Annotated in this window: 21 protein-coding genes; 9 read left to right on the top strand and 12 right to left on the bottom strand. The window is 68.4% G+C overall.

The annotated features are described in order from the left end of the window. Nucleotides 1–155: 155 nt before the first annotated feature. Together JHL17_RS32590 and hydA are read left to right on the top strand one after the other, a co-directional pair. Nucleotides 156–878, top strand: coding sequence for a TetR/AcrR family transcriptional regulator (locus tag JHL17_RS32590; RefSeq protein ID WP_200198819.1), 723 nt, complete (start codon nt 156–158; stop codon nt 876–878). A 14-nt stretch (nt 879–892) separates the two neighbouring features. Continuing rightward, nucleotides 893–2335 carry a dihydropyrimidinase gene (hydA, locus tag JHL17_RS32585; protein WP_200198818.1) on the top strand — a complete coding sequence of 481 codons (1443 nt, stop codon included), beginning with the start codon at nt 893–895 and terminating at the stop codon, nt 2333–2335. A gap of 233 nt (nt 2336–2568) precedes the next feature. Here the strand turns inward: hydA and JHL17_RS32580 are convergent, their stop codons facing one another. The 8 genes from JHL17_RS32580 to JHL17_RS32545 form a co-directional block, all read right to left on the bottom strand. Beyond that, entirely contained in the window at nt 2569–5151 is a 2583-nt protein-coding gene (locus JHL17_RS32580) for a DUF4347 domain-containing protein (RefSeq protein WP_200198817.1), read from the bottom strand. A 938-nt stretch (nt 5152–6089) separates the two neighbouring features. Then, nucleotides 6090–7373 (bottom strand): TRAP transporter large permease, encoded by a 1284-nt coding sequence (locus JHL17_RS32575; protein ID WP_109096368.1) that lies wholly within the window; start codon nt 7371–7373, stop codon nt 6090–6092. Then, complete coding sequence (locus JHL17_RS32570) at nt 7364–7903, bottom strand: TRAP transporter small permease (protein WP_200198816.1); 540 nt, start codon at nt 7901–7903, stop codon at nt 7364–7366. The genes JHL17_RS32575 and JHL17_RS32570 overlap by 10 nt, the downstream gene beginning before the upstream one ends. A gap of 83 nt (nt 7904–7986) precedes the next feature. Beyond that, nucleotides 7987–8991 (bottom strand): TRAP transporter substrate-binding protein, encoded by a 1005-nt coding sequence (locus JHL17_RS32565; protein WP_200198815.1) that lies wholly within the window; start codon nt 8989–8991, stop codon nt 7987–7989. A 534-nt stretch (nt 8992–9525) separates the two neighbouring features. Next, nucleotides 9526–10164: a TerC family protein gene (locus JHL17_RS32560; RefSeq protein WP_200198814.1), complete on the bottom strand. Its 639-nt coding sequence runs from the start codon at nt 10162–10164 to the stop codon at nt 9526–9528. A 262-nt stretch (nt 10165–10426) separates the two neighbouring features. After that, nucleotides 10427–11464 (bottom strand): Gfo/Idh/MocA family protein, encoded by a 1038-nt coding sequence (locus JHL17_RS32555; RefSeq protein ID WP_200198813.1) that lies wholly within the window; start codon nt 11462–11464, stop codon nt 10427–10429. Then, nucleotides 11464–12300, bottom strand: a complete 837-nt coding sequence (locus JHL17_RS32550; protein WP_200198812.1) for a GntR family transcriptional regulator — start codon at nt 12298–12300, stop codon at nt 11464–11466. The genes JHL17_RS32555 and JHL17_RS32550 overlap by 1 nt, the downstream gene beginning before the upstream one ends. Nucleotides 12301–12446: 146 nt before the next feature. Further along, nucleotides 12447–14492, bottom strand: a complete 2046-nt coding sequence (locus JHL17_RS32545) for an NADPH-dependent 2,4-dienoyl-CoA reductase (RefSeq protein WP_200198826.1) — start codon at nt 14490–14492, stop codon at nt 12447–12449. A 282-nt stretch (nt 14493–14774) separates the two neighbouring features. On the opposite strand from JHL17_RS32545, the gene hyi reads away from it, so the two are divergent. The 3 genes from hyi to JHL17_RS32530 all read left to right on the top strand — a co-directional run bounded on the left by hyi (nt 14775) and on the right by JHL17_RS32530 (nt 18218). Then, nucleotides 14775–15569, top strand: coding sequence for a hydroxypyruvate isomerase (gene hyi, locus JHL17_RS32540; RefSeq protein WP_200198811.1), 795 nt, complete (start codon nt 14775–14777; stop codon nt 15567–15569). A 36-nt stretch (nt 15570–15605) separates the two neighbouring features. After that, entirely contained in the window at nt 15606–16490 is an 885-nt protein-coding gene (gene glxR, locus JHL17_RS32535) for a 2-hydroxy-3-oxopropionate reductase (protein WP_200198810.1), read from the top strand. A 450-nt stretch (nt 16491–16940) separates the two neighbouring features. Further along, nucleotides 16941–18218, top strand: a complete 1278-nt coding sequence (locus JHL17_RS32530; protein WP_200198809.1) for a glycerate kinase type-2 family protein — start codon at nt 16941–16943, stop codon at nt 18216–18218. A 68-nt stretch (nt 18219–18286) separates the two neighbouring features. Here JHL17_RS32530 and JHL17_RS32525 read toward each other — a convergent pair whose 3' ends face one another. Together JHL17_RS32525 and JHL17_RS32520 are read right to left on the bottom strand one after the other, a co-directional pair. Beyond that, nucleotides 18287–19270: a zinc-binding dehydrogenase gene (locus tag JHL17_RS32525; protein ID WP_200198808.1), complete on the bottom strand. Its 984-nt coding sequence runs from the start codon at nt 19268–19270 to the stop codon at nt 18287–18289. Further along, nucleotides 19267–19818: a hypothetical protein gene (locus JHL17_RS32520; RefSeq protein ID WP_200198807.1), complete on the bottom strand. Its 552-nt coding sequence runs from the start codon at nt 19816–19818 to the stop codon at nt 19267–19269. Before JHL17_RS32520 ends, JHL17_RS32525 begins: the two co-directional genes overlap by 4 nt. 121 nt (nt 19819–19939) lie before the next feature. On the opposite strand from JHL17_RS32520, the gene JHL17_RS32515 reads away from it, so the two are divergent. Continuing rightward, complete coding sequence (locus JHL17_RS32515) at nt 19940–20872, top strand: LysR family transcriptional regulator (protein WP_200198806.1); 933 nt, start codon at nt 19940–19942, stop codon at nt 20870–20872. An 82-nt stretch (nt 20873–20954) separates the two neighbouring features. On the opposite strand, the gene JHL17_RS32510 is transcribed toward JHL17_RS32515, so the two are convergent. Next, a complete protein-coding gene (locus JHL17_RS32510; RefSeq protein WP_200198805.1) occupies nt 20955–21710 on the bottom strand; it encodes a cyclic nucleotide-binding domain-containing protein in 756 nt (251 codons plus the stop codon). A 60-nt stretch (nt 21711–21770) separates the two neighbouring features. After that, on the bottom strand, nt 21771–22403 hold the full coding sequence (locus tag JHL17_RS32505) for a TlpA family protein disulfide reductase (RefSeq protein WP_247893981.1): 633 nt from the start codon (nt 22401–22403) through the stop codon (nt 21771–21773). Nucleotides 22404–22493: 90 nt separating this feature from the next. On the opposite strand from JHL17_RS32505, the gene argH reads away from it, so the two are divergent. From argH to lysA, 3 genes are read left to right on the top strand one after another with little or no spacing between them, the layout of a single operon-like run. After that, on the top strand, nt 22494–23942 hold the full coding sequence (gene argH, locus JHL17_RS32500) for an argininosuccinate lyase (RefSeq protein WP_200198803.1): 1449 nt from the start codon (nt 22494–22496) through the stop codon (nt 23940–23942). Continuing rightward, a complete protein-coding gene (locus JHL17_RS32495; RefSeq protein ID WP_200198802.1) occupies nt 23939–24133 on the top strand; it encodes a hypothetical protein in 195 nt (64 codons plus the stop codon). The genes argH and JHL17_RS32495 overlap by 4 nt, the downstream gene beginning before the upstream one ends. Nucleotides 24134–24180: 47 nt before the next feature. Then, nucleotides 24181–25440, top strand: a complete 1260-nt coding sequence (lysA, locus tag JHL17_RS32490) for a diaminopimelate decarboxylase (RefSeq protein WP_200198801.1) — start codon at nt 24181–24183, stop codon at nt 25438–25440. Nucleotides 25441–25446 lie beyond the last annotated feature (6 nt).

The following is a 25446-nucleotide window of genomic DNA, read 5'->3' as shown; positions in this document are numbered from 1 at the left end:
CCGGGAGAGGGAAGGGGCCCGCCGCAAAGCGGTGGGAAGGGTGAGGGGTCTGGCACGAAGCCATGCGCTTCGGGATTCTTGGATCACCCCTCACCCTCCCCACTTCGTGGGTCCCCTCCCTCTCCCGAGACGGGAGAGGGTATCGAACAACAGCAATGGCGAAAGCGATGGCGCGAGCTACTGCCGACACCGTGGACAACGCCCAGCCCCAGGGCCGCATCCGGCGCGAGAACGTCGAGCGCATCCTGAAGGCGGCCGAGCGCGTCTTCGCCGAGGCCGGCTTCGCCGGCGCCACCATGGCCGACATCGCCGAGCGGGCCGGCCTACCCAAGGCCAACCTCCATTATTATTTCGGCACCAAGGACGATCTCTACCGCGCGGTGCTCGACAACATCCTGCGGCTGTGGCTGGCCCCCATCGGCTCCTTTACCCCCGACGCCGACCCGGCGGCGACGCTGACCGCCTATGTCACCGCCAAGATGGAAGCGTCGCGCACGCGGCCCCATGCGTCGAAGGTCTTCGCCAACGAGATCCTGCATGGCGGCACCCAGGTCGAACGCTTCCTGGCCGAGGACCTGAAAGCGCTGGTCGACGCCAAGGCGGCGGTGATCGACGGCTGGGTCGCCGCCGGCCGCATGGCCCCGGTGGATGCCCGCCAGTTCCTGTTCATGATCTGGGCGGTGACCCAGCATTACGCCGACTTCGACGTCCAGATCCGCAAGGTGCTGGGCCGCCGCACCCTGACCCGCCAGGACTTCGCCGCCATGACGGCGGAGGTGCTGCGGCTGGTCCTGCGCGCCGCCGGCCTGCCGGACCCTGTGATAGCCGAAACGCCCACCGACTCCGTCCCACCAATCGCTTGCCCAACACACTCTTGAGGGAGCGCCCGAGCATGTCCATCATCCTGATCCGCGGCGGCACCGTCGTCACCGCCGAGCACACCCGCCGTGCCGACGTCCTCTGCCAGGACGGCCTCATCACCGCGGTGGGCGACAAGCTCGACGTGCCGGCGGGGGCGGAGGTGGTGGATGCCGGCGGCTGCTACGTCATGCCCGGCGGCATCGACCCGCACACCCACATGGAACTGCCCTTCATGGGCACGGTGACGACGGAGGATTTCTTCAGCGGCACCGCCGCCGGTTTTGCCGGGGGAACGACGATGATCATCGACTTCGTCATCCCCAACCCCAAGCAGAACCTGATGGAGGCCTACCGCACCTGGCGCGGCTGGGCGGAGAAGGCGGCCGGCGACTACAGCTTCCACGTCGCCGTCACCTGGTGGGACGAGGGCGTGCACAAGGATATGGGCACGCTGGTCGCCGACCACGGCGTGAACAGCTTCAAGCACTTCATGGCCTACAAGAACGCCATCATGGCCGATGACGAGACGCTGGTGAACAGCTTCCAGCGCTGCCTGGAGCTGGGCGCGATTCCCACCGTCCATGCCGAGAACGGCGAACTGGTCTTCCAGCTCCAGAAGAAGCTGCTGGCCCAGGGCCTGACCGGACCCGAGGCCCACCCCCTCTCCCGCCCGCCGGAAGTGGAGGGCGAGGCTGCCAACCGCGCCATCCAGGTGGCCAAGGTGTTCGGCGTGCCGGTCTACATCGTCCATGTCTCGGCGAAAGAGGCACTGGAGGCGATCAAGCGCGGCCAGGACGACGGCCAGCGCGTGTTCGGCGAGGTGCTGGCCGGCCATCTGCTGATCGACGACGGGGTCTACCGCAACACCGACTGGGATTTCGCCGCCGGCCATGTCATGAGCCCGCCCTTCCGCCCCAAAGAGCATCAGGACGCGTTGTGGCGCGGCCTCCAGGCGGGGCATCTGCACACCACCGCCACCGACCATTGCTGCTTCTGCGCGGAGCAGAAGGCGATGGGCCGCAACGACTTCACCAAAATCCCGAACGGTACGGCCGGCATCGAGGACCGCATGACCGCGCTGTGGACCCACGGCGTCAACACCGGGCGGCTGACGATGAACGAGTTCGTCGCCGTGACCTCCACCAACGCGGCGAGGATCTTCAACCTCTACCCGCGCAAGGGTTCGGTCAGCGTCGGGGCCGACGCCGATCTGGTGGTGTGGGATCCGAAGGCGACCAAGACCATCTCGGCAAAGTCCCAGATGCAGAAGGTCGGCCTGAACATCTTCGAAGGCATGACCGTCACCGGCACCCCGGCCTACACGCTGAGCCAGGGCCGCATCGTCCATGCGCTGGGCGAGAGCCGCGCGGTGCGCGGCGCCGGCCGCTACGTCAACCGCCCCGCCTTCCCGCCGGTCTACGAGGCGGTGGCGAAGCGGAACGCGTTGAATGCTCCCGTGGCGGTGGAGCGGTAGGCAAGAAAGGGCCCTCTCCCGCCTCTCACACAAACTTTGTTTGTGCTGACGGCGTCAGGCGGATCGAAGATCCGCTGAGAGCGCCGGGAGAGGGAGGGCCCCGCCGAAGGCGGGAGGGTGAGGGGCGATCCGAACATGGACTCCATAATCCTTGGATCACCCCTCACCCTTCCCAAGCTCCGCTTGGGCCCCTTCCCTCTCCCGGGACGGGAGAGGGAGCTTTACTCCCCCGATCACCCCACCGAGCTGGCGAACAGGAAGTTCTCCGCCGTCAGGCTGTTGCGGTCGACGCCCATCAGCTTGACCGAGTTGAAGGCACCGAGGTCGATCGACAGGTCGGCGCCGTCCTGGGTCGAGTGGGTCAGCACGTCGTTCAGGCTGGTGAAACCGGCGATGCTGCGGATGTCGACCACGTCGCCGCCGCTGCCGGCCTGGAAGTCGCCGATCACGTCCCAGCCGTCGCTGGCATGCTGGACGAAGGTGTCCCGCCCGGCGCCGCCGATCATGTAGTCGTTGCCGGCATTGCCGGTGATGGTGTCGTTGCCGCTGCCGCCGGCCAGATACTCGCCGGCCGAGGTGCCGGTGATCGTCTGGCCCGGGGTGCCGCCGGTGGAGCCGCCGCCGGTCGAACCCCCCGTGCTGCCGCCGGTCGCCGTGAAGGAGAAGTTGGCGGCGGTCAGGCTGCCGCGGGTGACGTTGGCGAGGATGGCGCTGTTGTTGTTGTCGAAGTTGACGACGGTGTTGGCGCCGTCCTGCACGGTGACGGCCATCACCGACGCGAAGTCCTTGAAGCCGCTCCAGCCGGCGACGTTCAGCACGTCGCCGCCGCTGCCGGCCTGGAAGTCGCCGACGTAATCCCAGCCGTCGCCCGGCTTGAACACGAAGGTGTCGCTGCCGGCGCCGCCGGTCATATAGTCGTCGCCGGCGTTGCTGACGATGGTGTCGTTGCCGCTGCCGCCGGCCAGATAGTCGCGGCCGTCGGTGCCGGTCAGCGTCTGGCCGCCCGTACCGCCGGTACCACCGCCGGTGTTGCCGCCCCCCGTATCGCCGCCGCCGGTCGATCCGCCGCCTTGCCCCAGCGTGATGGTGTTGCCGGACAGGCTGATGCTGGACGCGGCGAAGCTGCCGGCGATGCGCAGGGTCAGGTCGGACCCGGCGGTGGAGTCGAGCCCGACATGGACCAGGGTGACGCCGTTCACCGTCTCCGCCTGGACCTTGCCGGCCGTCAGCGTGCTGCCGGTGCCGCTGCCGACCGTCCCCGACAGCGAGGCGCCGGCGATGGCGAAGGCGTCGCCGGTGGTGGCGCCGGTGATGCTGCCGAAGCCGTTGCCCTGGGCCGCCGTCATCGTCACGGTATGGTGCTGGCTGCCGGTCAGGGCCAGCGTCTCGACGCTGGTCAGCGTCATGCCGCTGATGTCGATCTTCGGCGAGGCGACGTCGTTGTAATATTCGAGGTTGTAGCCGTTGTAGCTGGTCAGATTGTCCGACCGCAGTTCCAGCGTGTCGGTGCCGGCGCCGCCGTCGAAGCTGACGGTCCCGGCATCGTACTGGCTGACCACGATGTAGCGGTCGTTGCCGGCATCGCCATAGATCAGGTCGGCCTGGGTCTGGGCGTAGCTGCCCGAGCTGACGATGCCGGCCAGGATGGTGTCGTCGCCGTCGCCGCCATAGACGGTGTCGCGCTCCCAGTCGCCCTTCAGCAGGTCGTTGCCGGCATCGCCATCGATCAGGTCGGCACCGCCGCCGCCGGCCACCGTATCGTTGCCGAGTTCGCCGTGCAGCTGGTCGTTGTCGGCGCGGCCGTACATCAGGTCGTTGCCGCCGCCGCCGAACACGCTGTCGTTGCCGTCGCCGGCCTCCAGCGTGTCGTTGCCGGCGCCGCCATGCTCGACGTCGTTGCCGCCATGGCCCCAGAACCACACCGCGGTGTCGCCGGCGGTCAGGCTGTCGGCATATTCGGAGCCGATCCAGCGCTGGATGTTGACGAAGGTGTCGCCGGCCGCCTCGCCTGTGTTGTTGGCGCCGTTGGTCAGGTCCAGCGTGAGGCCGCTGGTGGCGTTCTCGTAGGTGACGATGTTGAAGCCGCTGCCGCCGACATAATGGTCGGCACCCAGCCCGCCGTTCATGGTGTCGCCGGCCGACTGGCCGCTGTTGCCGCCGCCGACCAGCGTGTCGTTGCCGATCCCGCCGATCAGGCTGTCGTTGCCGGTGCCGCCGACGATGCTGTCGTTGCCGGCCAGCCCGTTGATGGTGTTGCCGCTATTGTCGCCGATCAGCGTGTCGTTGCCGCTGGTGGCGGTGCCGCTGTAGGCGAGCCGGTGCGGCCAAGCCTCGGCCCCGGCGAACGGGCGCGCCGCCAGAATCGGGCCGGTCACCACGTCGAGGTCCCAGGAGGCACCCTGGCCGGCCGAGCCATCCTGGTTGTCGGCCGGATTGCCGACAGGATGGCTGGCGGCGGCGACGCGGGCACCGGTGACGGCGGCCAGACGCTCCACGAAGCGGCGGCCGTTGCGGCCGGCGCCGACGTCGCAGGCGTGGATCAGGATTTCGCAGCCGGTCGCATCGGGCCAGCGGCGGTCGAGCAGGGCACTGGTGTCGAGCGGCGTCGCCCCCAGCTTCACCACGCCCGGGGCACCATGGGCGATCAGGTGGACCGCGGCCGGGCCTGCCTCGCGGGCGGCCTCCAGGGCATCGGCCAGCAGGCTGAGCGCGTCCTCGTCCGCGGCGACCCGGACCACCGTCACGTCCGGCGCATGCCGGCCGATCAGCGCATCGAGGTCGGCCAGAGCGGCATCGGCAAGAATGATCCCGTGCATGAAAACCCCTTTCTGGGGAATTGTTGGAAGTCGTTTGCGCGTTCTGTGATGTACGGGATCATGTCCACAGAACAACATCCAATAAGCCCATCATTCCTTGGGAAGCACTTGCTCCGGCTGGGCGACCTGTTTTCTCCGAGGCGGCGAAAGAAGTACGTTCCCCATCGATTTCGACGCCACCCGGCTGGTTTGGCTGCTGTGGCGGCTTGCCACTCTTTTCCCCAAATTAGGGGCGACCCAAGGAAATTACCTCCAATTCGGAGTTGGGCGACGCGCAATCGGGATAGGGGCCGGTCCACGCTGACCGGTCCCCTCCCACACCACCCGGCATGCGGGTCCGCACCGGGCGGTTCGAGGGGTTGAGGTTTCCCCATGTCCATCTTGGTCCGTCGCGGGCGGTCGGCTTCGTCGCTGTCCAGCTTGGATGAGGCGTCACCTCGCCCTCTGCTGAACCGCTCCGCTGACGCGGGCATCTGACGCAGTGCCTTCCACATCGACGGAGGCTGGGCATTCCCCCTCGTTCAGCCCTTCGGTCGCGGCCTTGCCGCTCCCTACTATGGCCTCGGCTGACTTCTCGCTCCGGTTCGGGCCAGTCCCGACCCTGCCCCGTCGCCCTTTCAGGCATAAGGCGAGATCTCCTACGGTCAAGAACGCGCTCCTTCGCTGCACGGNGCTCGCCCTGATCGGCACCGCCTCATATCCGATTCTTGTCCATCGGCCCGCAGCTGCGATCCACGCTTCCTCCCCACGGTCGGTCACCCTTCCGCAGTTGCGCTTCTCTTCGTTCGCTGTGACCAGCTTACGGAGGGACTTCCACCCTCAAGAACGCGCCCATGCTGGGCGCACAAGAAATAGGGCCATCGGGAGAACCCGATGGCCCAGTTCAGGAGAGAAGTCGTTCAGGGAGGCGCGAAGCGGCCCCGTTTCTCAGCGCTTATTCAATGCATCAGCATGCGCGGCAGCCACAGCGAGAAGGCCGGGACATAGGTGACCAGCAGCAACGCCACGAACAGCGCCCCGTAGAAAGGCGTGATGGAGCGCATCACCTCGCCCACCGACACGCCGCCGATGGCGCAGCCGATGAACTGGGTGGTGCCGACCGGCGGGGTATTGAGGCCGAGCGCGCAGTTGATCAGCATGACGATGCCGAACTGCACCGGGTCCATGCCGTACTGCATGGCGATCGGCAGGAAGATCGGCGTGCAGATCAGGATCGTGCTGGCCATGTCCATGAAGGTGCCCAGCAGGAACAGGATGATGTTGATCAGCAGGAAGATCATCAGCGGGTTGGTCGACACGCCGGCCAGCAGCTCGCCGGTCATGTCCGCCACCTCATAGAGACCCATGAGGTACTGGAACATGGTCGACACGCCGATCAGCAGCAGCACCACGCCGGTGGTCTTCACCGTCTTGGCGGCGGCGGCCAGGAACTTCTCCCAGCTCAGCGTGCGATAGACGAAGGTGGTCAGCAGCAGCGCGTAGATCACGGCCACCGACGCCGACTCGGTCGCGGTGAACACGCCGGTGGTGATGCCGGCCAGGATGATGACGACGATCAGCAGGCCCGGCGCCGCGGCGGCGAAGGAATGCGCCAGGATGTCCCAGCCGGGGAAGGTCCCCTTGGGATAGCCGCGCTTCACCGCGACGTAGTAGGCGGCGCCCAGGTTGCAGACCATCAGCAGCAGCGCCGGCATCAGGCCGGCGGCGATCAGCGCGCCGATGGACGCCTTTCCGCCGGCGGCCAGCGCATAGATGATCATGTTGTGGCTGGTCGGCATCAGCGCGCCGACCAGCGCGGCGTGGGTGGTCACGTTGACCGCGTAGTCGGCATGATAGCCTTCCCGCTTCATCATCGGGATCATCACCGCGCCCATCGCCGACACGTCGGCGACCGGCGATCCGGCGACGCCGCCGAACAGCGTGCAGGCCACGACGTTGGACATGCCCAGCCCGCCGCGGATATGGCCGACCATGCTCTTGGCGGCGGTGACGATCTTGTCGGCGACGCCGCCATGCAGCATCAGCTCGCCGGAGAAGACGAAGAAGGGAATGGCGAGGAACGAGAAGACGTTCATCCCCGACATCATCTGCTGGAAGACCACCGCGACGGGCAGGCCTTCATAGAGGATGGTGCAAAGCGCCGACAGGCCGATGGCGAAGGCGACCGGAATGCCGAGGATGAGGAAGCCGAAGAAGGTGATGGACAGGATGGTCAGTTCCATGACGGCTTGACCTCCTCGCCGCGCAGGATGGCGACGATATGCTCGATGGAGAAGAGAACGATCAGCACCCCCGACAGCACCAGCGGCACGTAGCGGACCGCTTCGGAGACGTGGAGGTTCGGGATCGTGTAGGAGGCGACCGAGCTGCCGAGCACCCAGCCGTTGTAGGCCATGCAGGCGCCGAAGATGCCGACCAGGCCGTAGATCAGGACGTCCATCTTGCGGCGCGCGCTGTCCGACAGCATCACCAGCAGGGATTCCAGCCCGATATGGCCGGCGTCGCGGACACCGACGGCGGCGCCGATCAGCGTGACGTACAGCACCAGCACGATCGCCAGGCTTTCCGCCCAGGTCGGCGAGTTGTTCAGCACGTAGCGGCCGAAGACCTGATAAAAGACGACGCAGACGATCATCATCAGGCCGATGATGGCGACATACATGCCGGTCTTGGCCAGCACCGCGTTCATGCGGGTCAACCAGCCGGCCGCATGCGGCGGGCTGACGTCCATTGCTTGCAGCTCGATATCCATGCTGCGGCTCCCCTCGAGCGGCGCGGCCCGTCCCACCCGGGACGAACCGCAAGCCACCCCTGCTTGGCGTTACCGAAAAGTCGTCACTTGGTTTCCTGGACGCGCTGGACGAGGCTCTGCAGCTTCGGCGTGTTCGCGAACTGGGTGTAGACCGGCTTCATCGCATCGATGAATTCCTGCTTGTTCGGAACCTCGACGATCTGGGCGCCGGCCTGGGTCACGATCTCCTTGGACTTCAGCTCGCGCTCGTCCCACAGCTTGCGCATGTAGGGCACGGAGTCCTTGGCGGCCTTGCGGATCGTCGCCTGATCGTCCTTCGACAGGCGGTCCCAGGCGACCTTGGAGAAGACCAGCACTTCCGGCGCCATCGCGTGTTCGGTCAGCGTGAAGTACTTGGCCGCCTCGAAGTGGCGCGAGGATTCGTAGGACGGGTAGTTGTTCTCGGCGGCGTCGACGATGCCGGTCTTCAGCGCGGTGTAGACCTCGCCGAAGGGCATCGGCGTGGCGTTGGCGCCCAGGGCCTGGATCATGGCGACGAACAGGTCGGACTGCTGGACGCGGATCTTGGCGCCCTTCATGTCGGCCAGCGTCTTGTAGGGCTTGGCGGCCGAATACATGCTGCGCGAGCCGCTGTCGTAGAAGGCCAGGCCGATCATGCCCTGGCTTTCCATCGCCGCCAGGATCTCGTCGCCGATCGGGCCGTCCAGGACGCGGCGCATGTGGCCGGTGTCGCGGAAGATGAAGGGCAGCGCGGTGACCATCGTCTCCGGCACCACGTTGTTCAGCGGCGCCACGTTGATGCGCATCATCTCGAGCGCGCCGATCTTCAGCTGCTCGATGGTGTCCTTCTCGGTGCCGAGCGCGCCGTTCGGGAACACCTTGATGCCGAGCTTGCCGTTGCTGCGCTCCGCCACCAGCTTGCCGACATAGCGCACCGCCTCGACGGTCGGATAGTCGGTCGGGTGGATGTCGGCGGACCGGAAGTCGCGCGCATCGGCCGGGGCCGACAGGATGGGGGCGGCCAGGATGCCGCAGACGGCACAAGCGGCCAGCAGCGCGGTGCGGACCGACGTCAGCGAAAACTTCATAGGTTCTCCTCCTGAGAGCGGGGCCGGAGCCCGATGGGGTCCGGCCTCTCTTGTTCTGGTGTTTTCAGGGTTACCTGGCAGGCGTACTCTGGCAGGCGTACTTGGCGGCCACACCGGGCGGACGACCGGCCGCCTGCATGTGACTGGACGAACCCGTGGACCGGTGGCAGGCGAAGCACGGAGAATGCGATGTCATGGCGGCCGGCTTTCGCAGCGCTGCGATGACGCTGCGCGCAACCGTCCATTCTGCGCGGCCGACACCGGCTACGCCCTCGACCCCATCCTCGTTCAGCCCCCGCTTGCTTGGCGCCGCCCCCCCGTTCACGTTACTTAGGATATTAGTATATCAATCTGCGCGCAACCCTGAAAGTTCAAAGCGGCAACTACCGTTCGGAGTTTAAACTGATCAGGATCGGCGGGGAGAGGGACAAAGTGACCGCGGGGGCGGGTTTCAGCCAGTTCACGCATCGCCGCAGGGGGGTGGGTGCGACATTCAGCCCCAGCGCTCGCCGCAGCCCTCCCCCATCCGGCCGGTCAGGCGTGGCCGTTCACCAGCGGCCACACCTCCAGGACGCCGCGATAGATCATGTGCAGGGCGACATAGAGGATGATGGCGAGGCCGACATAGGCCAGCCAGCGGTGCTTGTGCAGGATGCGGGCGATGAAGCTGGCGGCGAGGCCCATCAGGGCGATGGACAGGGTCAGTCCGATGACCAGTACCCCCAGATGCTCGCGCGCCGCGCCCGCCACCGCCAGCACGTTGTCGAGCGACATCGATACGTCGGCGACCACGATCTGCCAGACCGCCTGCCCCAGCGTCTTGCGTGGGCCGGCCGCTTCGGCGCCATCGCCCTCCAGCGCCTCGACCGCCTCGTCCTCCTCGTGGGACTCGCGCAGCTCGCGCCACATCTTCCAGCACACCCACAGCAGCAGCACGCCGCCGGCCAGCAGCAGCCCGATGATCTGGAGAAGCTGGGTGGTGACGGCGGCGAAGGCGATGCGCAGCACGGTGGCGGCCAGGATGCCGATCAGGATCGCCTTGCCGCGCTGCTCCTTCGGCAGACCGGCGGCGGCCAGACCGATGACGATGGCGTTGTCGCCGGCCAGCACCAGATCGATCATGATGACCTGGAGCAGCGCGATGAGCGCCTCGGTGGTGAATAGTTCCGTCATTTGGACGCAGGTCCTCGCATCACGATTGAGTGTCGGAGGAGAGACCGCGCGGAGTCTGCTTGACCGGTCGGGCCGTGCCGAAGGCGTCGGACGGGAAAACCCCGGTCAGGGGCACGAGGCGCGGGCCGCTCCTTCATGTTCCCAGTCCGACATCGCAACCGGTGACGGTTGCCAGAGGGGCCCGGCCTGGTCCTGGCGCTTTACGCCAAAGTGGTGGATTCCGCAAGGTCGCGCTTCCGGCCTTCGGAATTGCAAGAATCTGTCAGGGCGTGCCGACCTCCACGGTTTTGCCGCTGCCCGACGCTTCCAGCATGGCCTCGATCAGCCGATGGACCTTCAACGCCTCGCGCCCATCCACCCGCGGCCGGCGCCCTTCGTCGAGCGCGTCGAGGAAGTCGGAGAGCACGGCGCGGTGATGCTGGTGGGAAAAGGCCATCGGATCGGCCCCGCCGCCCAGCGTGGCGCCGTCCTGGCCCATGACGATGCGCTCGCCCGCGACCAGCTGCACCTCCAGCCGGTCGCCGGCCAGGACGGCGGAGCCGCCGGTGCCGGCGATCTCGATCCGCTCCGGATAGCCGGGATAGGCGGCGGTGGTGGCGTCGACCGTCGCCAGCATCCCGTTGCCGTAACGCAGGGCGGCGGCGACCATGTCCTCCGTGTCCATGCTGCGCAGGACGCTGGTGGCGGCGAAGCCCGCGACGCGGTCCGGCAGGCCGACCAGACCGACGAAGGCGTCCAGCGTGTGGATCGCCTGGGTCAGCAGCACGCCGCCGCCGTCGCGCACCTTCATCCCGCGGCCGGGCTGGGCGTAATAGGCGGCGTCGCGCCACCAGCGCACGGAAACCGCCGCCGTCAGCGGCCGGCCCAGCGCACCGTCCCGCATCAGTGCCGCCAGCCGCTCGACCGAGGCGCGGAAGCGGTGTTGCAGCATGACGCCCAGCGTCAGCCCGGCCGCCTCCATCGCGGAGACCACCGCCCGCGCGCCCTCGGGCGTCGCGTCCAGCGGCTTTTCCAGCAGCACATGCTTGCCGGCGGCGGCACAGCGCGCCACCAAGTCCGCATGGGTGTCGGGCGGGGTCAGCAGCAGGACGGCGGACAGCGCCGGATCCTCCAGCAGGGCCTCCAGCCGGTCGACCACCGGCAGGCCGTGGCGGGCGGCGAAGGCGGCGCGGCGGGCGGCCGACGGGCTGAAGCAGCCCGCCACCTCCACCCGGCCGGCCAGATCGATCAGGCTCTGGGCATGCGGCGCCGACGCCATGCCGAGGCCGACGACGCCGACGCGGCGGCGGGCAGTGTGCATCAGGAGGCTCCGTTCAAGGCGGCCGGCCCATCGGTCATCCCGTCGGTCAGGCTGCCGGAGAAATAGAGCGGGGCGGCGTTGCGCACGTCGTCCACGGTGATCTGCAGATTGTCCAGATGGCGCACCAGGCTCCGTTCGGCTTGGTCGGGGTCGTGGCCGGCGATGGCCTCGACGATGGCCTCATGCTCGGCGATGACCGTGCGCATGCGGCCGGGGACCGGCAGGGTCAGGCGGCGGCAGCGGTCAAGCTGGACCTTGGCCTGCTGGATGATGCCCCAGAAGCCGGGATAGCCCGCCATCTCGGTGATCTGGGCGTGGAAGGCCTCGTCGGCCTGATGGAAGCCGTCGGCGTCGCCCTCCGCATCGACCTCGCGCTGATGCTCCAGGCAGGCGTGCAAGGCGGCGATCTGGCTGCGGCTGGCCCGCTCGGCGGCGAAGCGCACGGTCGCCCGTTCCAGCACCTTGCGGATGACGCCGGCCTCCGGCAGGGCGCCCAGCGGGATGCGGGCGACGAAGGTGCCGGACTGCGGGAAGATCTCGATCAGCCCCTCGTCGGCCAGCCGCAGCACCGCCTCGCGCACCGGCGTGCGGCTGACGCCATAGGCCTCGGCGATCTGCTTTTCGGCGATGGGTTCGCCCGGCTTGCGTTTCAGCGACACGATCTCCGCCCGCAGGTCGCGGTGGATCGCGTCGGCGGCGGTCGGACCGCGCCGCATGTCCCGGCGCGCCGGTGGGCGGACCAGGAGCGGCGCCGCCTTGACCGGCACTGCCGGAGGCGTCGATGGCGGGGGAGCCGCGATGGAACCGGTTTTGGCCGGCGGGTTGCCCGATGGCATGGCGTCCAGCCTCCTCAGAAGCGAATGCCCAAGAATACTAATATATCAGCTAGCGCGGCAAGCAATTTCGCTCATCCCCCGTTCGGATCCGGGTGTGACAAAGGCGCTCCTACTCCCGTCATGGGTGTGGGGGGCGGGGGCTGCCCTTAAAGTCCCGCCGCCAGTCTCGTCCCCTGGGCGATGGCGCGCTTGGCGTCCAGCTCCGCCGCGACGTCGGCGCCGCCGATCAGGTGGACGGCGATGCCGGCGGCCTCCAGCGGGGCGTGCAGTTCGCGCAGCGGCTCCTGCCCCGTGCATAGCACGATGCTGTCCACCGCCAGCGTCTGCACCCGTTCGCGCTTCTCGCCGAAACTGATGGTCAGCCCCTCGTCGTCGATGCGCTCGTAATTCACGCCGGACAGCGCCTGGATGTTCTTCATCTTCAGCTGCGCCCGGTGGATCCAGCCGGTGGTCTTGCCCAGCCCCGCGCCGGGCTTGCTCGCCTTGCGCTGGAGCAGCACGATCTCGCGGGCCGGCGGCGTCAGGTGCGGGCGGATGCCGGCGACGCCGCCGCGCGCCTCGGCCGGGTCGGCAACCCCCCATTCGGCCCGCCACAGTGCCGGATCCTGGCTGGGCGACGGCGCCTCCTGGGTGAGGAATTCGCTGACGTCGAAGCCGATGCCGCCCGCGCCCACCACCGCGACGCGACGGCCGGCCGGCTTGGCGCCGCGCAGGACGTCGACATAGGTCAGCACTTTCGGGTGGTCCTGACCGGGGATCTTCGGGTCGCGCGGCACCACCCCGGTCGCCAGCACCACCGCGTCGTACCCGGCGCCGGTCAGCTCATCGGCCGTCACCCGCCGCCCCAGATGCAGCACCACGCCGGTCTCCGCCAGCCGGTGACGGAAATAGCGCAGCGTCTCGTGGAACTCTTCCTTGCCGGGGACCAGCTTGGCCATGTTGAACTGGCCGCCGATTTCGTCGGCCGCGTCGAACAGATGCACCTCATGCCCGCGCTCCGCCGCCGTGGTGGCGCAGGCGAGTCCGGCCGGCCCGGCGCCGACCACGGCGACCCGCTTGCGCGTGGCGGCAGGCGCGATCACCAGCTCCGTCTCGTGGCAGGCGCGCGGGTTGACCAGACAGCTGGCCGTCTTGCCGGAGAAGATGTGGTCCAGACAGGCTTGGTTGCAGGCGATGCAGGTGTTGATCGCCGCCGCCCTGCCCGCCGCCGCCTTGGCGACGAAGTCGGGATCGGCCAGGAAGGGCCGCGCCATCGACACCATGTCGGCCAGCCCCTCGCCGATCACCGCATCGCCGACCTCGGGCGTGTTGATGCGGTTGGTGGTGCAGAGCGGGATCGACACCGCCTGCTTCAGCTTGCCCGTCACCCAGGCGAAGTTGGCGCGCGGCACGCTGGTGGCGATGGTCGGCACCCGCGCCTCGTGCCAGCCGATGCCGGTGTTGATGATGGTGGCCCCCGCCCGCTCGATGGCCTGGGCGAGTTGCACCACCTCTTCCCATGTGCTGCCGTCGGGGATCAGGTCCAGCATCGACAGGCGGTAGATGATGATGAAGTCGCGCCCGACCGCCTCGCGCATGCGCGACACGATCTCCACCGGGAAGCGCATGCGGTTCTCGTAAGGCCCGCCCCATTTGTCGGTGCGCTGGTTGGTATGGGTGACCAGGAACTGGTTGATCAGGTAGCCTTCCGACCCCATCACCTCCACCCCATCATAGCCGGCCTCGCGCGCCAGCTCGGCGCAGCGGACATAGGCGCGGATCTGGCGCTCCACCCCCCGAGCGGTCAGGGCGCGCGGGGTGAAGGGGGTGATCGGCGACTTGATGCGCGACGGCGCCACCGACAACGGGCTGTGGGCATAGCGCCCGGCATGCAGGATCTGCAGCGCGATCCTGCCGCCTTCGGCATGCACCGCCTCGGTGATGACCCGATGCGCCCGCGCCGCGCCGTGCCGCGCCAGGGTGGAACCGAAGGGCGACAGCCACCCCTCCACGTTCGGCGAGAAGCCGCCGGTCACCATCAGCCCGACCCCGCCGCGTGCCCGCTCGGCGAAATAGGCGGCCAGCCGCGGGAAATGACGGCGCCGGTCCTCCAGCCCGGTGTGCATCGACCCCATCAGCACCCGGTTCTTCAGCACCGTGAAGCCGAGGTCGAGCGGGGCCAGCAGATGCGGGTAGGGCTGGGAGCCGGGCATGGTCACGAGGCGCTTCCTCCGGTTATCGAACCCGCGCTTCTGGCGGCGCTAGGCAGACGGATGATTGACGGCGCGAATCCTAGTTCAGGGTGACGTATGCGTCAACTTAGTTCCGCCACGAACGCCTTGACCGTCGGGGCGTGATCATTCGCGCACCCCGCTTTCCGCTGTGTGAAAAAGCCGTTCGGCGAACTGGCTCAAGGACCTGCGCGGCGGTCAAGCTCCCAACCCAAGGGCCGCCCCTCCATCCCGGCGGCCAATTCGCGCAACCGGAGTTCGGTCATGGTGCAATTCGCCGCCAACCTGACGATGCTCTACAACGAGCATCCCTTCCTCGACCGATTCGCCGCGGCGGCCGATGCCGGCTTCCGTGGGGTCGAGTATCTGTTTCCCTATGATTTCGCCGCCGACGCGCTGGCCGAGAAGCTGCGCCGGCACGGGCTGACCCAGGTCCTGCACAATCTGCCCGCCGGCAACTGGGGCGGCGGCGAGCGAGGCATCGCCATCCTGCCCGACCGCATGCAGGAATTCCGCGACGGTGTCGCCCGCGCCATCGACTATGCCGGCACGCTGGGCTGCAAACAGGTCAACTGCCTCGTCGGCATCCTGCCGCAGGGGGCCGACGCCGCAACGACGGAAAGCACGCTGGTCGGCAACCTCGCCTATGCCGCCGACGCGCTGGCCGGCGCCGGGATCAAGCTGCTGGTCGAGCCGATCAACACCCGCGACATCCCCGGCTTCTACCTGACCCGCACCAAGCAGGCGTTGGATCTGATCGCCAAGATCGGCTCCGACAATCTCTACGTGCAGTACGACATCTACCACATGCAGATCATGGAAGGCGATCTGGCCCGCACGATTGAGGCCAACCTTGCCCGCATCGCCCATGTCCAGCTGGCCGACAACCCCGGCCGCTTCGAACCGGGCACCGGCGAGATCAATTATCCCTTCCTGTTCAAGCATCTGGACGCCATCGGCTACAGCGGCTGGGTCGGCTGCGAATACAAGCCGAAGACGACGACGGACGAGGGGCTCGGCTGGTTCGCCCCCTACAGGACCGAACCGGCACACGCCTGAGGCGTCCCCAACATCACGCGAGAAAGGACCATAGTCATGAAGGTCGGATTCATCGGTCTCGGCATCATGGGCACCCCGATGGCGGGGCACCTGCTGGACGCCGGTCACACCCTCTACGTCCACGACATCAAGCCGGTCCCGGCCGAGCTGACCGATAAGGGCGCCATCCCCTGCCCGAGCGGCGCGGAGGTCGCGGCGGCGGCCGAGGTCATCATCACCATGGTGCCGGACACCCCCCATGTCGGCGCTGCCTTGTTCAGCGAGAACGGCGTTGCCGCCGGCCTGTCGGCGGGCAAGATCGTGGTCGACATGTCCTCGATCTCCCCCATCGAGACCAAGGAATACGCCAAGCGCATCAACGATCTCGGCTGCTCCTACCTCGACGCACCGGTGTCGGGCGGCGAGGTCGGTGCCAAGGCCGCCTCGCTGACCATCATGGTCGGCGGCCCGCAGGAAGCCTTCGACACGGTCAAGCCGCTGTTCGAGAAGATGGGCAAGAACATCACGCTGGTCGGCGGCAACGGCGACGGCCAGACCACCAAGGTCGCCAATCAGATCATCGTCGCGCTGACCATCGAGGCGGTGGCCGAGGCCCTGCTGTTCGCCTCCAAGGCCGGGGCCGATCCGGCCAAGGTCCGTCAGGCGCTGATGGGCGGCTTCGCCTCCTCGCGCATCCTGGAGGTCCATGGCGAGCGGATGATCAACCGCAACTTCACCCCCGGCTTCCGCATCGAGCTGCACCAGAAGGACCTGAACCTGGCGCTGAGCGGCGCCAAGGCGCTGAACCTGTCGCTGCCGCACACCGCGAGCTGCCAGCAGTTGTTCAACGCCTGCGCCGCGCAGGGCGGGGCCGCCTGGGACCATTCCGGCATGCTCCGCGCGCTGGAACTGCTGGCCGGGCACGAAGTCGGGTCGAAGTGAGGGCTTGCCTCGTGTAGGTGTCGGCTTCGATTGCCCCCACCTAACCTACCCCGCTCTCGCGCTACGGCATTCACAGATCTCGCATCCGCGAAGGGAATACATCCTCTGGTAGCGAGTGGCCCTTCTCCCCTTGCGGGGCGGGATCGGCCAAACGCCAACGGCGTTTTCCCGACCCGCGGGTTGGGATGAGGGGTGCGGCTGGCCAGAGGCCTGGGAAATTCAGTTTGCCCCCCTCACCCCAACCCCTCTCCCGCGAGGGGAGAGGGGCTTTTCTCAACGCCAGACTGCATGCATTGTTGCAAGCGCGAGATCTGTGCATCCCGTAGCGCTCTCGCAGGGGAGGGTCAGGGTGGGGGCAATCGAAGCCGATGCCTCCCCACCCAAACCATTGGCCTGCCCAGCTTTCCCGTGCATTCTAAGCGCCCCGCCATCCACGACGCCCGAGCGACCATGACCACCACCGCCCCCAATGCCGATGCCCTGCTCCACGACCTGTTCCAGGCGGCGCTCACCGCGGTGACCGCCGAGACCCGGCTGCCGGCGGCCCTGCCGCAGCCGCCGAAGGGCCGCACGGTGGTCATCGGCGCCGGCAAGGCGGCGGCGGCCATGGCAAAGACGGTGGAGAACCACTGGCCGGGACCGCTGACCGGCCTCGTCGTCACCCGCTACGACCATGATCTGCCGACCGAGCGGATCGAGGTGGTGCAGGCCAGCCACCCGGTGCCCGACGCCGCCGGGCAGGAAGCGGCACGCCGCATCGTCGACATGGTGCAGGGGCTGACCGCCGACGACCTCGTGCTCTGCCTGATCTCCGGCGGCGGCTCCGCCCTGCTGGCCCTGCCGGCCCCCGGCATCACGCTGGAGGACAAGCGCGCCGTCGCCAAGGCCCTGCTGAAGAGCGGCGCCGACATCGGCGAGATGAACTGCGTGCGCAAGCACCTGTCGGCGGTGAAGGGCGGCCGGCTGGCCGCTATGGCCCACCCGGCCCGCGTCGTCTCGCTGCTGGTCTCCGACGTGCCGGGCGACGACCCGTCGGTGATCGCCAGCGGCCCGACCGTGCCCGATCCCACCAGCTTCGCCGATGCCCGCGCCATCCTGGCGAAATACGGCATCACCCCGCCGCCGGCCGTGGCCGCCTTCCTGGAGGCCGCCGAGGACGAGACGCCGAAGCCCGGCGACCCCCGGCTTGCCAATGCCGTCACCACCATCATCGCCACCCCGCAGGACGCGCTGGAAGCGGCGGCGGCACTGGCCCGCGACCGCGGCTATACCCCGGTCATCCTGGGCGACGCCATCGAGGGCGAGTCGCGCGAGGTCGCCAAGGTCCATGCCGGCATCGCCCGGCAGGCCGCCCGCCACGGCCAGCCGGCCCCGGTTCCCGCCGTGATCCTGTCCGGCGGCGAGACCACGGTGACGGTGCGCGGCCAGGGCCGCGGCGGCCGCAACGTCGAATTCCTGCTGGCGCTCGCCGTCGCGCTCGACGGCCATCCCGGCATCTCGGCCGCCGCCTTCGACACCGATGGCATCGACGGGACCGAGGACAATGCCGGCGCCATCCTGCGTCCCGACACGCTGAAACGGGCGGAGGCGATGGGCCTCGACGCCAAAGCCTTCCTCGCCAACAACGACGGCTACAGCTTCTTCAAGGCGCTGGGCGATCTGGTGGTGACCGGCCCGACCCGGACCAACGTCAACGACTTCCGGGTGATCGTGATCGACCGAGCCTGACCGATCGCGACCGGTATCGACTGGCAGCAGACGCCGACACTGGAAGAGGTGCACCTCTGACGGCCACCTCAAGGCACTGTGAGCACGATCTTTCCGAAACCGCCGCCGCGCTCCATCGCCTCGTGCGCCTGCACGACGTCCGTCAGCGGAAACACCTGCGAAACCACGGCGCGCAGGGTGCCGGAGGCGACGAGCGGCAGCATGCGATCGGCAAAGCGCTGAACCATCGCGCGCTTCTCATCCGGCTGCCGCGATTTCATCACCGTTCCCACCAGCCGTAGATGGTTGTGAAGAAGCAGGCCGAGAGGAATCGGCGCGTCGCCTCCGCCTCCCATCAGCCCGACCTGCACCAGGATCCCGCCCGGCCGCAGGCTGCGCAGGTTGGCGGCGAGCGTATCGCCGCCGATGAAATCGACCACCGCGTCGAGACCCTGGCCTGCCGTGAACCGCCGGGCTTCCGCCTCGAAATCCCCCGACCGGTAGTCGACCACCTCTTCGGCACCCAGCGAGAGGACATCGCCGAGGCGACTGGCGCCGGCCGTCGCCAGGACACGGCCCCCCAAGGCGCGGGCGACCTGCACCATGGCGGAGCCGACGCCACCCGCGGCGGCATGGACGAGCATGGTCTGTCCGGCACCGAGACCCGCCAGATGTCCGACGACCTCGTAGGCGGTGACGAAGGATTCCATCACCGCCGCCGCCTCGATGAAGCCGAGATGATCGGGCATATGGACAGCCAGCGCCTGATCGACGCGCGCGACCTCCGCATAGGCGCCGCCGCCGGTGATCGCCATCACCCGGTCGCCGCGGCGGAACCCCGTTACCGCCCCGCCGACCTCCACGACCTCGCCGGCCAGTTCAAGACCGAGAAGCGGGCTGTCGCCGTAAGTCTCCGTTCCATAGACCCCCTGCCGCTGCAGAAGATCGGCCCGGTTCACGCCGGCGGCCCGCACCCGCACCAGCAGATCCGTCGGCCGGATCTCGGGGGCCGGCACTTCGGCGAGGCGGAGAACATCCGCCCGGCCGAAATCCTGGAAGACCGCGGCCTTCACTTCACGCCCTCCAGCGCCCGCGCCTTTGCACGCCGCGCGATGCTGGCCGCGAAAAGGGGAGTCTCGCGCCGGTTGTGGTCGCCACCGGCGGCTTGACGGGCCGCGGCGGCGGCTTCGTAGGACAGCTGATGCGCCTCCAGAAACTCCATGAAGGCATCCGTCGGATGCGCGGTCACCCGGTTCGTGTAGCGGGTCCGGCCATTGTCGATGGCTTCGGCCATCAACTCCCAGACGACGTTGACCTGCGTGCGGCCGTTGGCCGTGAAGACGTCCGAGATCGAATTCATCCGCACATAGGCCGGGCCGGCTTCCTCGGCCACGTAATGCTGGACCACCAGCCCGGTCCCGATCATCTCGACATTGATCGACATCCGGCGGCCGTCGTCGGTCGTGGTGATGCCGGCGGCGATATGGTCGGGCGCGCAGCAGCGCTGATATTCCGCCTCCGGCAGGGAAAACAGCCATTCCTCGATGTCCACCCGATCCAGCGGCACATCGATCTCGGCCGAATAGGCGGATTGCGACAGGATGCGATCCAGAACTTTCATTGTACTCTCCATTTCGCTCCGGTCGGGCCCCAGCGCCCGGCTCGTGGAATGGAGCTTACCCAGCCCCCGCAGGTGCGAGAATGCAGGCGGATCTCGAAACCTTTTTGCCGGGAACGCAAAGATGATCGATCCGCGCTTCGCGGAGCACCTGACAGTCTTCGTCGACGTGGTCCGGGGCGGCAGCTTCTCCAACGCGGCGCGGCGGCGCGGACTCACCCCCTCCGCCATCGCCCGCCAGATCGACGCGCTGGAACACAGCGTCGGCGTGCCGCTCTTCGTCCGGTCGACCCGCGCCCTGGCGATGACCGACGCCGGCGAGCGGCTCTTCGAACGCGCGCAACGGCTTCTGGACGATCTGGCCGACACCCATGCGGAAATCGCCGCCTTCGACGGGGCGGTGACCGGCGTCTTCCGCCTGGCCTGCTTTCCCACCTTCGGCAAGCGCTACGTGATTCCGGCGGTGGAGGCGGTGATGCGGGACCATCCCCGGCTGACGGTCGAACTCGACCTGACCGAACGCCTGGCCGACCCGGTCCTCGAGCGTCTCGACGCGGTGATCCGCATCGGAGAGCTGGCGGACAGCACGCTCATCGCCACCCGTCTCGCCGGACAGAAAAGGCTTCTCGTCGCTTCGCCGGACTACCTGTCGCGCAACGGGGCGCCGGCAAACCGCGCCTCGCTCTCCGGCCACCGGCTGATCGACAAGCTGCATGGCGCCGATCTGCTCGGCTGGGCGGACATCCTCGGCCATCCGGCGGGGCATCGGCAGGATGCCGGCGTGGTCTTCCGCTGCGATGATTTCGAGGCGATGCGGGGCGCGGTCCTCTCCGGGATCGGCATTGCCTTCCTGCCGGACTGGGTCGTGGGGGCCGACGTTCGGGACGGCGCGCTCCTGCGCCTGTCCCTCGACAGCGAATCCGGAGCCGAGTCCTGGAACATGTCGGATACCGGCATCCACCTGCTGCGCGCCCTGGCGCAACCCTCCGCGAAATTCCGGGTGGTGAGCGGCGCCATCCGTGCGGTGATCGGTACGCCGCCGGTCTGGGCTGCCTGATCCCGATTTTTCGGGGCGACGGCCGCCGCCTTCCCCGCCAGCGCCGCAGCTCCCAATGAAGCGGTGCTCGACGAAATTGCCGCTATGGCGCTTTCTTCGTCACCTGCGTGATGTAGATCCGCGTCAGCGACTTCAGGATCGGAGGCATCGCCGCCACCGCCTCCTCGAAGCTGCGCTTGTCGATCACCTCGCAGATGCCGCCGGCGACCGCCACGGCGGTGACGTCCGGCAACCGGCCGGTCAGCAAGTAGATCTCGCCGAACAGGCTGCCCGGCCCGACGGTAGCGATGTCCTCGCCCAGCGTGCCACGGCCGTGGCGCAGCACGACCCGGCCGGACTGGATCAGGTAGGCGGCGTTCACCGGGTCGTTGGGGCTGAAGAAGACATGCCCCTCGCGGATCATCCGGCGGTCCACCACCTTCTGGAACGAGTTGGTGGAGCGGAAATCCACCGCGTTGCCGACCCGCTCGGTCGGCGGCAGGCCATAGTCGCGGCGGATGGCGGCGATCAGGCTCTGCAGCAGGTAGGAGGCCAGCGGCGGGCTGCGCTTCAGCAGACCGCGAAAGGCGTCCCGCGTTACCTCGACGCAAGCGACCTCGGTCAGCGCGCGCACGGTGGCGCTGCGCTCCCCGTCGTCGATCAGCGCCATCTCGCCGACCACCGCCCCCTTGCCGACCACGCTGAGCCGCCGGACGCTGCCGTCCGCGGCGGTGAGCAGCACCTCCAGCTCGCCGGATTCGATCAGCCAAGCCCGGTCGGCGCGCTCGCCCTGCCGCATCATGACGATGCCGGGACCGATGGTATAGCGCTTGGGACCGGAAGCGGCGGACGGTGTCATTGCGTGGCTCAAGGCAGGCGGAACAGCGATGCGTCAGAGTACCCGATCGCCGGAAACCCGTCAGCCGCCCGTCTTCATCACCCCGCCACGGTCGCGCGCCGGGCCGCCACCCCGCCCCAGGAACTGGCGCAGGAAGGCGACGACCTCCGGCGAATCCCACTCCACCGCCCCTTCGACGCGGCCAAGCTCGCGGCCTTCCGGATCGACCAGCACGGTGGTGGGCAGGCCGCGCAAGGACAGCGCCTTCATCGACTCCGATCCCGGATCGAGGAACACCGTCAGATGCTCGACCCCCGTCTTCTTGTAGAAGGGCTCCACCGCCGTCCGCCCGCCACGGTCCAGCGACAGCGCCACCACCTGGAAGGCGTCGCCGCCCAGCTGGGCCTGCAGGCGGTCGAGCGACGGCATCTCCTTCACGCACGGCCCGCACCAGGTCGCCCACAGGTTCAGCAGGATCACCCGGTCCTTGAAATCGGCCAGATCGATCCGCCGGCCCTCGGCGTCGACGAAGGACAAGGGTGGCATCGGCTTGGGCTCCGCACCCTTGAACTTCTCCAGCTTGTCGGCTCCACCGGAGGCGACCGGCGTGACACCCGATGGCGCATCCGCCGCGCCCAGCCGCACCACCTCCGGCGTGGTGGCGCCGGGGTTGGGAGCCGCACCGGCGCTCCACCACAGGCCGGCCCCGGCCATGCACACACAAACCGTTGCGACGGCCGCCAAAGTCCGCATACTCACGCTTCCTCGCTCCCCTTCACCCGAATGCCCCGGTAACCCGTCCCCATGAGCGCCGATCAGACCTCGCCGAACTCCGCCACCCCGACTGGCGCCGCCACCGGCGCCGCCGCGCCCGCCGCCAGCCAGATGTGGGGCGGGCGATTCGCCCGCGGTCCCGCCGCCATCATGGAGAAGATCAACGCCTCCATCGGCTTCGACAAGCGGCTCGCCGACCAGGACATCGCCGGGTCGAAGGCCCATGCCGCGATGCTGGCCAAGCAGGGCATCATAACCCAGGCCGACGCCGACGCCATCATCGGCGGACTCGACCGCGTAAAGGCAGAGATTGACGCCGGCGCCTTCACCTTCAAGGTGGAGCTGGAGGACATCCACATGAATGTGGAGGCCCGGCTGGCCGAGCTGATCGGCGAACCGGCCAAGCGCCTGCACACCGGCCGCTCGCGCAACGACCAGGTGGCGACCGATTTCAAGCTGTGGGTGCGCGACGCCATCGACCGGACCATCGCCGGCCTGACCGCGCTCCAGACCGCGCTGATCGACCTGGCGGAGCAGCACACCGGCACGGTGATGCCGGGCTTCACCCATCTCCAGGCGGCGCAGCCGATCAGCTTCGCCCATCACCTGCTGGCCTATGTCGAGATGTTCGGGCGCGACCGCAGCCGCTTCCGCGACGCCCGCTGCCGGCTGAACGAATGCCCGCTGGGCTCGGCGGCGCTGGCCGGCACCCCCTACCCGATCGACCGTTTCATGACGGCGGAGGCGCTGGGCTTCAACCGGCCGACCGCCAACTCGCTGGACGCGGTGTCCGACCGCGACTTCGCGCTGGAATATCTGTCGGCGGCGTCGATCTGCGGCATGCACCTGTCGCGCTTCGCCGAAGAGATCGTGATCTGGTGCTCGGCCCAGTTCCGCTTCATCAAGCTGTCGGACGCCTTCACCACCGGCTCTTCGATCATGCCGCAGAAGAAGAACCCCGACGCCGCGGAGCTGGTGCGCGCCAAGGCCGGCCGGGTGATCGGCAGCCTGAACAGCCTGCTGATCGCCATGAAGGGCCTGCCGCTGGCCTATTCCAAGGACATGCAGGAGGACAAGGAGCCGGTGTTCGAGGCCGACGACACGCTGGCGCTCTGCATCGCCGCCATGGAAGGCATGGTGCGCGACATGCAGCCCAACGTTCCGGCGATGCGCGAGGCGGCCGACCGCGGCTTCCTGAACGCCACCGACCTCGCCGACTGGCTGGTGCGGGAACTGGACATGCCCTTCCGCGAGGCGCACCACGTCACCGGCCGCGCCGTGAAGGCGGCGGAGGACCGCCGCGTCGGGCTGACCGACCTGACGCTGGCCGAACTCCAGGCCATCGAGCCGCGCATCACGCAAGCCGTCTATCCGGCGCTGAGCATCGAGGCGTCGCTGAACAGCCGCACCAGCTTCGGCGGCCCGGCCCCCGTCCGCGTGCAGGAGGCGGTGAAGGCCGCCCGGGAGCGTTTCCTGTGAACCGCAGCGTTACTTTGACGATCCTCGCCCTGGCCGGCGCCCTGGCGCTGGCCGGCTGCGGCAAGAAGCCGAAATTCGTCGACAGCCCGGTTCCGGAGGGGCAGGTCGATCCCTTCCCGCGCAGCTATCCCAACCCCTCGCTGGACCCGAAGCCCGGTAAGCCGGCCGGTTCCGGAGTCCAGTTCCCATGACCGCTCGCACCGGTTCGCCCGCCCATAGTTCTCCCAACGGTTCCCCCATGAGTGTCTTCGCCTACCGCAACGGCGTGCTGCATGCCGAATCGGTGTCGCTGGAGGATGTGGCGCGGGAGGTGGGCACCCCCTTCTACCTCTATTCCACCGCGGCGCTGGACTCGCACTACAACGCCTATGCCGGCGCCTTCGCCGGCCAGGATGCCGGCGTCTGCTACGCGCTGAAGGCCAACTCCAACCTTGCCGTCATCCGCACGCTGGCGAAGCTGGGGGCCGGCGGCGACGTGGTGTCGGTGGGCGAGATGAAGCGGGCGCTGGCCGGCGGCATCCCGCCGGAGCGCATCGTCTTCTCCGGCGTCGGCAAGACCCGCGAGGATCTGCGCGCCGCCCTCGAAGCCGGCATCCACCAGATCAACGTCGAATCGGTGCCGGAGCTGGAGGCGCTGAGCGAGGTGGCCTCGTCGCTGGGCGTGGAGGCTGACATCGCCTTCCGCGTCAACCCGGACGTCGACGCCAAGACCCACGCCAAGATCGCCACCGGCAAGAAAGAGAACAAGTTCGGCATCGATTACGACCACGCGCGCGAGATCTACCGCCGCGCCGCGGCCCTGCCGGGCGTCAAGCCGGTCGCCATCGCCGTGCACATCGGCTCGCAGCTGACCGACCTCGCCCCCTTCCGGGCGGCCTATGAGCGGGTGGCGGCGCTGCTGCACCAGCTGCGCGAGGACGGCCACGACATCCAGCGCCTGGATCTCGGCGGCGGTCTCGGCATCACCTACAAGAACGAGGCGCCGCCCGACCTGGCCGACTACGCCGCGATGGTGCGCTCGATCACCGGCAATCTCGGCTGCCGCATCACGCTGGAGCCGGGCCGCTCGCTGGTCGGCAATGCCGGCATCCTGGTCAGCCGCGTCATCTACGTGAAGCAGGGTCTGCACCGCCGCTTCGCCATCGTCGACGCCGCGATGAACGACCTGATCCGCCCGTCGCTGTACGACGCCTATCACGGCATCGTGCCCGTCGCCGAGCCGGCCGCCGGCGTCGCGGCGGAGCCCTACGACGTGGTCGGCCCGGTGTGCGAGAGCGGCGACACCTTCGCCGTGCAGCGCCCGCTGCCGCCGCTGGCCGACGACGACCTCGTCGCCTTCCTGTCGGCCGGTGCATATGGCGCGGTGATGGCCTCGACCTACAACACCCGGCCGCTGGTGCCGGAGGTTCTGGTCAACGGCGACCGCTTCTCGGTCATCCGCCCCCGCCCGACGGTCGAGGAGATGCTGGCGGCCGAGCGGGTCCCGGACTGGCTGTAAACGACG

Source organism: Azospirillum endophyticum, assembly GCF_016595245.1.
Lineage (GTDB): Bacteria > Pseudomonadota > Alphaproteobacteria > Azospirillales > Azospirillaceae > Azospirillum > Azospirillum endophyticum.
This window is presented reverse-complemented; position numbering and strand designations above follow the sequence as displayed.